Origin of the sequence: Streptomyces sp. NPDC001508, assembly GCF_040298665.1 — a bacterium.
GTDB lineage: Bacteria > Actinomycetota > Actinomycetes > Streptomycetales > Streptomycetaceae > Streptomyces.
In genome coordinates, this window is sequence record NZ_JBEPAP010000045.1 from 71,334 (window position 1) to 77,333 (window position 6,000).

Consider the following 6,000-nt stretch of genomic DNA (forward strand, 5'->3'; position numbering starts at 1 on the left):
CGCCAACGCGCTTCACGGTCCACTGGACACGCTCGTCGACCGTCAGGCCCATGGGCATCTCCAGCATCGGCACGTCCAGGGCGCGGCACGCCTCAGGCTCTCGGAGACAAGGATCATCACCTCGTCGGTCAGCGCGCCCAGACCGCAGTACCGGACTCGCGCTGCGGCGATCCGGCAGGCGTCCCCCATCACCCGACGCGACCCGCTGTTCTCCTCGCTGGCGATGTCCCGCCTAGCGGTCAGCCAGGCCGCGCTCGGCGACGGCAGAAGCGCCATACGCTATGTGGACCTGGCCCAGAAGGCACTGGACCGTGCCGACCCGAACAAGCACCGTCCGAGCTGGATCAGCTTCTACGATCAAGCCGAACTTGACCACCTCGCGATGGTCGCGCGCATGCACCTGAGGCAGTGGCCTGACGCCGAGAGGCATGCGCACCGCAGCCTCGCGTACTTGCGGCCGGACCTCAAACGCAACAGCGCACTCGTACACGCGCATCTCGCCATCGCGCAACTCGGCCAGAGAGATCTTGAACAGGCGATCGGCACTGCCCAGAGCCTCCCCGAGGACATGATGAGGCACGCCCGCGTCCGCGGTCTCCTGGACGGCTTCACCGAGCAGGTCACCACCCTCGCACCCCATAACCTCGAGGCCCGCGACTGGCGGGCCCACTGTCGAACGGTGGTCGCATGACTGACGCCGGCTCCCTGGTACTGCTCCGCACCAGCGACGTGGAGAAGTACCGACAGGTCTTCCTCGATGTCCACGTGGAAGTCCGAACCCAGTTCGGGTTGATGGACAGCCCATTCAACGCTGTGGACCGGTTCGACGAGCGCCTGACCCGCTATGCCTCCCGGGAAGGCTGGGAAGCCGTCATCGCCTTCAACGGCGATGAGCCGGCCGGCTACATCTTCGGAGGGCCGCTCGCCCCCGGATCGCTGTGGTGGTCCAGTATGCGGCAGCCCCCGCCGGACGACTTCACCCGGGAAACAGGCAGCCGCACATTCGCAGTACAGGAAGTTCTCGTCCGCGAGGGGTATCGCGGCACCGCGGGTGCGGGAGCCTCACGTACGTTGCACGAGCACCTTCTCTCCGAGCGCGACGAAGAGCGCGCCACGCTCCTGGTCGACCCCAGCCGCTCCGACGGACGGTTGAAAGCGGTGTACGAGTCCTGGGGGTATCGGGACATCGGCGAGCAACAGCCGTTCGACGACTCACCCGTTTTCGCCACGATGCTGCGGGATCCACTGCACCAGTAGCCGGAACCTACGCCGAAGGGAAGGCGCACAAAGTAGACGCGCAGCAGCAAGCCAATGGCCGTTGGCACCAACTCTCACAAGGCCCCAACTTGCTGCTCTGCTACGGCACGCTCCCGTTCAATGCTGTCCTCAAGTCCCTGTTGGGCCGGAAACCCGAACAGGCCCCCGCGTCCGCCCCCGGAGTCCGCGCGGCCAGGCTCGCGGACCGCGTCTACCCCGGACTCGTCGTGCGCGCCTACGGCTCGGCATCCGGGGTAGTACTGACCGACCTGAGCAACAAGGAGGCCGCTTTGCCAGCCCCATACCGTGGCCTGATCCTTGACTTCGGCGGTGTGCTCACCACCCGCATGAGACTGAACGGGGAGGCATTCGAGAGGTCGGAGGGACTGACACCCGGCGCCTACTTCGCTGCCCTGAGCGAGCACCCCGACGGCGTCGCGATCTACGCAGCGCTGGAGGTCGGGGAGGCCACACAGGAGGACTGGAACAGAGTCATCGGCGGCATCCTCGGCATTGACCCCACCCACCTGATGCAGCGCGCCCTGGCCAACCTGCGCCCCGAGCCGCAGATCGTCGCTGCGGCGGAGCGGGCCCGCGCGGCCGGCATCAAGGTCGCCATGCTCAGCAACTCGTTCGGGATCGAGCCCTACAACCCGTACGAGGACAAGGGCATGTGGGCGGACTCCTTCGACGCGGTGATCCTGTCGGAGCTGGAAGGCGTGAGGAAACCGTCCCCGCTCATCTACCAGCGTGCGCTCGATGCCCTGGGCCTGTCCGGCCCGGAGTGCGTGTTCGTGGACGACCACCCGGAAAACCTGCCGCCCGCCGAGGCCCTGGGCATCCGCACCGTGCACCACACCACGGACCCCACCGCTACCGCGGCCGTGTTGGACTCTCTGCTCCTGGACCCGGCCCCGGCCTGACGCTCAGCATTCGAGGAGCCCCGCGCGGATAGCTGGGTTCGGCTGCGATGCCCTTCCTCCGCGGCGCCTCTTCGAGACAACCGCCGTCCGGGCAGAGCTTGGTCACCGCGTCCTGGAGCATGGTGGACGCGGTCTCCACAGTCACCGTCTTCGACGGGGGCTGGCGTGCTCGTTACTCACCGGTTAGGCTCAGACGAGCGAGTTACCCGCTCGCGCCCGCTCGCGACGGTTTGGTGACGCAGCCGTCGTGGGCGTCGGTCGGTTCGGTACCCCGTGTACCGCAGTACGACCCGGCTTCGGGACAGAGCCGGTCGGTCTCAGCCGCTCCCCCGGGCGCGTCCGCCCGCGGCGACGGCACTGGGCGTATGCGCCCGCAGCCCGACATCACCCGCACTCCCCTCCGCGCCCGCACTCCCTTCCGCGCCCGGTGCGCCCTCCGGGGCGCGGGGCGTGTCCCCAGTCGTCACCCTCATTCATCTCTGGAGTCCCGCGATGGCCACTCCCCTGTCCCACACCTCTCCGTCCCCGCTCGACACCATCGCCGTCGTCGGCCTGGGCACCATGGGCACCGGCATCACCGAGGTCCTTGCGAAGGCCGGCCGCCACGTCATCGGCATCGACATCAGCGAGGCCGCCACCGCCGGCGCCCGCGCCGCCCTGGAGGCCGCCACCGCGCGGGCCGTGCTGCGCGGGCGGCTGACCGAGCCGGAGCGGGCTGACGCCCTCGCCCGGGTCCGCACCTGCACCGACCTGCGGGCCGCGGCCGACGCGGACCTCGTCATCGAGGTGGTCCCGGAGTCGTACGAGATCAAGCAGCAGGTCTTCCGCGAACTGGACGGCATCGTGCGGCCGGAGACGATCCTGGCGACGGGCACCAACGCGCTGTCGGTGACCCGGCTGGCCGCCGACTCGGCCCACCCGGAGCGCGTGCTCGGCCTGCACTTCTTCAATCCGGCGCCCGCGATGCGGCTCGTCGAGGTCGTCTCGTCCGTGCTGACGGCGCCCCAGGCCGTCGCCGCCGTCACGGACCTCGCGGTCGAGCTGGGCAAGGAGCCGGTCGCGGTCGGCGACCGTCCCGGCTTCGTCGCGGACGGCCTGCTGTTCGGCTACCTCAACCAGGCAGCCGCGATGTACGAGGCGAAGTACGCCTCCCGCGAGGACATCGACGCCGCGATGCGGCTCGGCTGCGGCCTGCCGATGGGCCCGCTGACCCTGCTCGACCTCATCGGCATCGACACCGCGCGCACCATCCTGGAGGCCATGTACGCCGCCTCCCACGACCGGTTGCACGCCCCCGCGCCGATCCTCAAGCAGCTCAGCGAGGCGGGCCTGACCGGCCGCAAGTCGGGCCGCGGCTTCTACACGTACGAGGCCCCGGGCAGCGCCACGGCGGTGCGGGACGCGGTGACCCCGCTGGAGGGCGCCTTCCTCACCCCGGGCCGCCCGGTCCGCTCGGTCGGTGTCGCCGGTTCGGGGACCATGGCCTCGGGCATCGCCGAGGTGTTCGCCAAGGCCGGATACGACGTGGTGCTCGCCGCCCGCGGCGAGGAGAAGGCGCAGGCCGCCAGAGCCCGGATCGGCGCCTCGCTCTCCCGGTCCGTCGACAAGGGCCGGCTGACGGCCGAGGCCGCGGCCCGGACCCTGGACCGGATCACCCCGGCCGGTTCCTGCGACGCCTTCGCCGACGTCGACCTGGCGATCGAGGCGGTCGCCGAGGACCTGGAGGTCAAGCGGCAGCTGTTCGCGACGCTGGACAAGGTCTGCAGGCCGGGCGCGGTCCTCGCCACCACGACCTCGTCGCTGCCCGTGATCGCCTGTGCCCGCGCCACCTCGCGCCCGCAGGACGTGGTCGGGATGCACTTCTTCAACCCGGCGCCGGCCATGAAGCTGGTCGAGGTGGTGCGCACCGTGCTCACGGCGGACGACGTGCACGCGACGGCCCGCGAGGTCTGCGCCACCGTCAGGAAGCACCCGGTGGACTGCGGCGACCGGGCCGGCTTCATCGTCAACGCCCTGCTCTTCCCGTACCTCAACAACGCGATCAAGATGGTGCAGGAGCACTACGCCTCCCTGGACGACATCGACGCGGCGATGAGGCTGGGCGGCGGCTATCCCATGGGCCCCTTCGAGCTGCTGGACGTGGTCGGGCTCGATGTCTCCCTGGCGATCGAGAAGGTGCTGCACCGCGAGTTCCGCGACCCGGGGCTGGCCCCGGCCCCGCTGCTGGAGCATCTGGTGGCCGCGGGCTGCCTCGGCCGCAAGACCGGCCGCGGCTTCCGCGAGTATGCCCGCCGCTGAGCATCCCGGCGACGGGTTCACCGGGCGCGGTGCAAGGGCCGGGCCCGACGCCTGGGGCGGACTGCTCGGCCCGGCCGTACCTCCCCCGCCCGCCAGGGGCGGGGGAAACCCCGGTCATGCGCGCCAAGCTGCGCACATGCAGTACGTTCGGGGCATGTCCCAGCCCGCCAAGTCCTCACGTACACCGGCTACGCCCGACGCTCCGGAGCGTGCCACCGGCTCCCGTGCCGCCGCCCAGCGGCTCAAGATGCGCCGGGAACTGGCGGCCGCAGCCATGGAGTTGTTCGCGACCAAGGGGTACGAGGCGACCACCGTCGATGAGATCGCGGCCGCGGCCGGGGTCGCCCGCCGCACCTTCTTCCGGCACTTCCGCTCCAAGGAAGAGGCGATCTTCCCCGACCACGACGACACGCTGGTCCGGGCGGAGGCCGTGCTCAACGCGGCCCCCGCGCACGAGCATCCGCTGGACACCGTGTGCCGCGGCATCAAGGAGGTCATGCGGATGTACGCGGCCCAGCCGGAGATCTCGGTCGCCCGCTACCGGCTCACCCGCGAGGTGCCCACCCTGCGCGAGGCGGAGATCGCGTCGGTGGCCCGCTACGAGCGCCTGTTCACCCGCTATCTCCTCGGCCACTTCGACGAGCACGCGCACGACGACGACGCCAACGACGACCCGCTGCTGGCGGAGGTCGCCGCGTCCGCCGTGGTCACCGCCCACAACCATGTGCTCAGGCGCTGGCTGCGGGCCGAGGGCCAGGGCGATGTCGAGGCCCAGCTGGACCACGCCTTCGCGATCGTCCGCAAGACGTTCGGCACCGGGATCGGGGCCGGCCGCGGCACCGCGTCCCGGCCCGCCTCCGCCGCCGCTCCCGTGGCCCTGTCCACGCAGGGGGAGGTCCTGGTGACGGTGGCCCGCACCGACGCCTCGCTGGACGAGGTCATGCGCACCATCGAGCAGGCGCTCAAGGAGCGCTGATCCGCGGCGTCCCCCGGAGAACGGCCACCCGCGAGGTGGCCGTTTTGCCATGTGTGGGCCCGATTTCCAGCAGATTTCATGGGCGGTTCGATCGATCATCGCTCATTTGTTAGGTAAAGATTTCATTTGAGAGCATGTTATGGCACTCAGTGCCTTGCCGCCTGACACGCGGTGTCATACGGTGAAGATGTCCGGGCGGCCGGAGTGCGACGACCGTACGCACACCGGCTGTCCCCGCAAGCCGCTGGCTCGCGCGCCCGGACGCCTGCGTCACAGGCAACCTCCCGCGCCACAAAGCGCTGCCGAAGCACCACCTGGCCGAACCGACGGCTCCTCTCCACCCCGCCCGCAGCAGCACACCGACGCACCCCTCAGCGCCCCGCCCTCAGGGCGTTCACCGCAGGAGGCAACACCGTGACCGTGAAGGACATCCTGGCCGCGATCCAGTCGTCGGACGCCACGTCCGCCGACTTCGCCGCCCTGCCGCTGCCCGAGTCGTACCGCGCGATCACCGTGCACAAGGACGAGACGGACATGTTCGACGGG

At 70.3% G+C, this 6,000-nt stretch carries 5 protein-coding genes; all 5 read left to right on the forward strand.

Annotation, left to right across the window (positions count from 1 at the left end; genetic code table 11):
- Positions 1-169 precede the first annotated feature (169 nt).
- The 5 genes from ABT245_RS31665 to ABT245_RS31685 all read left to right on the forward strand — a co-directional run bounded on the left by ABT245_RS31665 (position 170) and on the right by ABT245_RS31685 (position 5,454).
- Positions 170-691, forward strand: coding sequence for an NsdA family TPR-like regulatory protein (locus tag ABT245_RS31665; protein WP_502982237.1), 522 nt, complete (start codon positions 170-172; stop codon positions 689-691).
- Positions 688-1,257 (forward strand): N-acetyltransferase, encoded by a 570-nt coding sequence (locus tag ABT245_RS31670; protein WP_351740177.1) that lies wholly within the window; start codon positions 688-690, stop codon positions 1,255-1,257. The genes ABT245_RS31665 and ABT245_RS31670 overlap by 4 nt, the downstream gene beginning before the upstream one ends.
- A gap of 89 nt (positions 1,258-1,346) precedes the next feature.
- Positions 1,347-2,180, forward strand: a complete 834-nt coding sequence (locus tag ABT245_RS31675) for an HAD-IA family hydrolase (protein ID WP_351740180.1) — start codon at positions 1,347-1,349, stop codon at positions 2,178-2,180.
- 492 nt (positions 2,181-2,672) lie between these two features.
- Entirely contained in the window at positions 2,673-4,478 is a 1,806-nt protein-coding gene (locus ABT245_RS31680; protein WP_351740182.1) for a 3-hydroxyacyl-CoA dehydrogenase family protein, read from the forward strand.
- A gap of 154 nt (positions 4,479-4,632) precedes the next feature.
- Entirely contained in the window at positions 4,633-5,454 is an 822-nt protein-coding gene (locus tag ABT245_RS31685; protein WP_351740185.1) for a TetR family transcriptional regulator, read from the forward strand.
- Positions 5,455-6,000: the final 546 nt, after the last annotated feature.

What these genes read in the sequence shown, in the direction of transcription:
- ABT245_RS31680 (WP_351740182.1), top strand. Translation starts at nt 2,673, where the DNA reads ATGGCCACTCCCCTGTCCCACACCTCTCCGTCCCCGCTCGACACCATC.
- ABT245_RS31685 (WP_351740185.1), top strand. Translation starts at nt 4,633, where the DNA reads ATGTCCCAGCCCGCCAAGTCCTCACGTACACCGGCTACGCCCGACGCT.
- ABT245_RS31670 (WP_351740177.1), top strand. Translation starts at nt 688, where the DNA reads ATGACTGACGCCGGCTCCCTGGTACTGCTCCGCACCAGCGACGTGGAG.